Annotated in this window: 1 protein-coding gene; it reads left to right on the top strand. The window is 50.4% G+C overall.

The annotated features are described in order from the left end of the window. Positions 1–280: 280 nt before the first annotated feature. Positions 281–3,580: an S-layer homology domain-containing protein gene (locus PSHG_RS15640; RefSeq protein ID WP_010274472.1), complete on the top strand. Its 3,300-nt coding sequence runs from the start codon at positions 281–283 to the stop codon at positions 3,578–3,580. The last annotated feature ends 53 nt before the right edge of the window (positions 3,581–3,633 follow it).

The raw sequence follows: 3,633 nt of genomic DNA, 5'->3' as shown, positions 1-3,633 counted from the left end.
GTTTTGTACCGAACGAAACGGCTAGCCGCGCAGAAGCGACGGTGATGCTGCTAAGATTGTTGGATAGATGATAGAGCATCGTGCTGACAAGTATTTCCCTCCGATTGGGAAGCGATCAGTTCCGACGAATCCGGGGAACAACAGCAGTGCGTGAACAAGGCCATGCTTGCGATGGAAAGAATTGATCTGGAAGCCTTGGAGAAGGCGAGGAGTGGACTTTATGACGGACAATGATGTGGAACTTGCGGTCTCCGCACATTAGAAAGGAAGTGAAAGGAAAATGAGACCGTTTAAATCATCCGTTCTGTTGGCGGCGTTAGTTCTTTTTTTCGGATGGACCTGGACACAACTGTTTGGGAATGTCGGCATATCGGTTCAGGCCGCCGATGACGGTGCATTCGCGCCGTTAAGCAGTGATTTTGCTGGTGGAGACGGTACAAAAGAAAACCCATATATCATCGAAACCCCTGCACAACTGGACAAAGTGAGAAATTATCTGGATGCCCATTTCAGGTTGGAAGCAGATATTGATTTGTCCCATTACAGTGATGGCGAAGGCTGGGATCCGATCGCTTCAGGGTTTAACACTTCGAATCCAGATACTCTGTTTACAGGCAGTTTTGATGGAAATGGTTTTACGATTTCGAATTTAACAATCGACCGTGAAGAGGACTGTCAAGGTTTGTTCGCCGCAGTAGGGGAAGAAGGCGAGATCCGGGATGTGCACCTTGAAGATGTCACGATAAACGGGGGTAGCTGTGTCGGCAGTCTGGTCGGGCTCAATTATGGAGTTATTGAAAACGCCTCGGTCAACTTTGGTTTGGTTAATGGTGATGACTTTGTCGGGGGTTTAGTCGGCAGGCATTCAGGTGAACTGGTTAGCTCTCATGCAGATATATCGGTATTTGGTCAGGACTACGTTGGGGGACTTGTAGGATATATGAATGGCTTTAATCATAAAACGGTCAGCATTCGTGATTCCTATGCCTCCGGAAATGTTGACGGTAAAACAGTTGTAGGTGGATTGGTCGGAAGAATCGAAACCGATAATGCAGGCAGTATTAATGAAATAATGAACAGTTATGCGGAAGGTAAGGTTACAGGCGATAAACATGTAGGAGGATTCATCGGCAGCAATGCCGTCTTACCGGGCGGTACGATCATCGTTCGAAATTCCTATGCAACAGGTGATGTAACGGGTCAGAGCCAAGTGGGTGGTCTCATTGGCTATAATGTCACAACATCCGGGTCGGATACTACGTTCGTAATCGCTCAAAATTATGTGACTGGGAAAGTCACGGGACCGGTCGATGATACGATCAATGGATTTATTGGTGAAAATTATTTTAGACCGGGTAGTGACATCATAGTGGAAAACAACTTTTGGGTCAAGAATCATTATACCGATCCGATCCCTGACAACGGGTGTGGAACACCCGTAACATGGGAAGAGTTATCAGATCCGGATACATTTGGCGATTGGGACCTCACCGACGGATGGTACCATTACGAAGGTGAAATGCCATTTCTTCACTGGCAAAATCCGTTGATCTCCTGGGAGATTTCCATTGAAGAGAATGATTTGACTCTTGATGATTCGACCAAGATTATCGTGAAGACAGAGCATCAGAATGGTGATCAGTACAATGGGGTTAGATCCGCCAGATATACCATTGATCCCGATGTTCCTGAAATTGTACGCGTTGATTCTGATGGGACTGTCCATGCTGTCAAAGGCGGTAAAGCGACGATTGCCGTTTCCTTATTCGACAAGTCCGAGACTTTTGACATTGTCGTGGATAGCGGAGATCCGGAACCGCCCGCAATCACCCTAGCTCCAGACGGATGGACCAATGCTGCCAAAGTGGAAGTGTCGATCGACCACAGCGCTGCTAACCCAAGGCAGACAGATGTTCACACGATACGCGTGAAAATCGGCGACGAGGAGTGGGAGGACCATCCATTTAACGGTACACCGATTCGCTTCGAGGTGACGGAAGAAGGGCAAACGAAGATCCAGGCGCAAGCGATGGATGACATCGGCAATAAGAGTACGCTCGTTGAGCGGACCGTGAAGATCAGCAGAAGCGGCCTGAAGCTGGAAGTGGATTTGTATTTTACCGATAATGACAGTCAAGCGTATCTCGGCGGAACGTGGACGAACCAAAGTGTGACCGCAGCGGTTTATGCTTCTCATGACCACGGGATCGCGCTGCGGCCCATTGCATATTCGTTGGATGAAGGAGCGGCTTGGGAGATTTATCATGATCCGCTCGACTTCACAACAGAGGGGCAGTACTCGCTTTGGTTCAGAGTGGAAGATGTATTAGGCAATGAAATGAGCGAGCATGTACTCATCCGTATCGATCACACGAATCCGGAGATCGAATTGAAACCCGACGGCGATGAAACCCTCTCGCGGACCATATCCAGTCAAGTCAACGTGAAGGACGACGGCAGCGGGATCGATGCCGCTTCCCTCCGTTATGTTTGGTCAACGAGTTCAGACCCGTTGGATGAACATGCCGACTGGCAACCTTTCATTAACCAAAGCACGTTGAGTTATGCAGACAAAAACGGCGGCGACTGGTATTTGCACATTTACGCCAAAGATCAGGTGGGTCAAGAGAGTTATAAAATATCCCAGCGCTTTCGTCTGGTGCGTGAGCCCGATCCTTCAGATTCGCCGAGTCCGCCTGCCTCTGCACGCTCCGGCAATGCGACACTGAGGGAGCTCATCTTGTCAGAAGGCGTGCTGACACCGGAATTTTCGGGGGACATTACGACGTACAAGGCTTTGATCCCGCATGATGCTGACAGCATCCAGCTCACGATCCGTGCTGCACATCATCAGGCTGGAATCAGCGTGAATGGTCGGCAAGTCCGGAGTGATCAGGGAAGCATTCGCATCCCCTTGCACACGGATACGGATATCATTGACATCGTGGTCACTGCAGAAGACGGAACGCGCAGAACGTATTCCATCACCGTGGAACGTATGCAAGAGGAGATGCCGGACCCGCCTTCCCCGGAGCCGTTATTTGCGGATATTGCGGGTCATTGGGCGGAGCCGTTCATTCAGGAAGCCTATGCAAAAGGCATCATTGCCGGATACCCTGACGGTACGTTTAGACCGGATCATGCCGTCACCCGCGCTGAATTTACGTTGATGCTCGTTCGTGCCTTGCGGCTGGAAGGAGAAGCGGGAGGCGATGCGCCTGCTTTTGCGGACGGGGAGCAAATTGGCGAATGGGCAAAGCAAGCGATTGATTTGGCGGCAAGGGCAGGCATTGTTTCAGGATATGAAGATGGAACATTTCGACCTGGTCGCCCGGTCACTCGTGTGGAAATGGCGGTGATGATCGCAAGAGCAACAGGAGCGGAGTTGACCGACCATACGCACACCCGATTTGCAGACGATGCCCGTATTCCGGCATGGGCGAAAAGTTACGTGGAAGAGGTTCGTATCATGGGCATCATTCACGGTCGCGATCGCAATCTCTTCGCGCCGAATGAGACGCTGACCCGCGCGGAAGCGGTCACCAGTATCCTGAGATTGTTGGAGCTGTTGTCACAATAAGGTTTGGTGCAGAAGCGCTTTTGCTTCTGCACCTTTTTTTGCGGCGTGCCCAA

It is taken from the genome of Paenibacillus senegalensis JC66 (assembly GCF_000285515.1).
Taxonomy (GTDB): domain Bacteria; phylum Bacillota; class Bacilli; order Paenibacillales; family NBRC-103111; genus Paenibacillus_L; species Paenibacillus_L senegalensis.
The sequence above is the reverse complement of the archived record's forward strand: the minus strand, read 5'-3'. Positions and strand labels throughout refer to the sequence as shown.

Bases quoted from the DNA above. Each gene is read 5' to 3' on its own strand.
- PSHG_RS15640 (WP_010274472.1), top strand. From the start codon at position 281: ATGAGACCGTTTAAATCATCCGTTCTGTTGGCGGCGTTAGTTCTTTTT.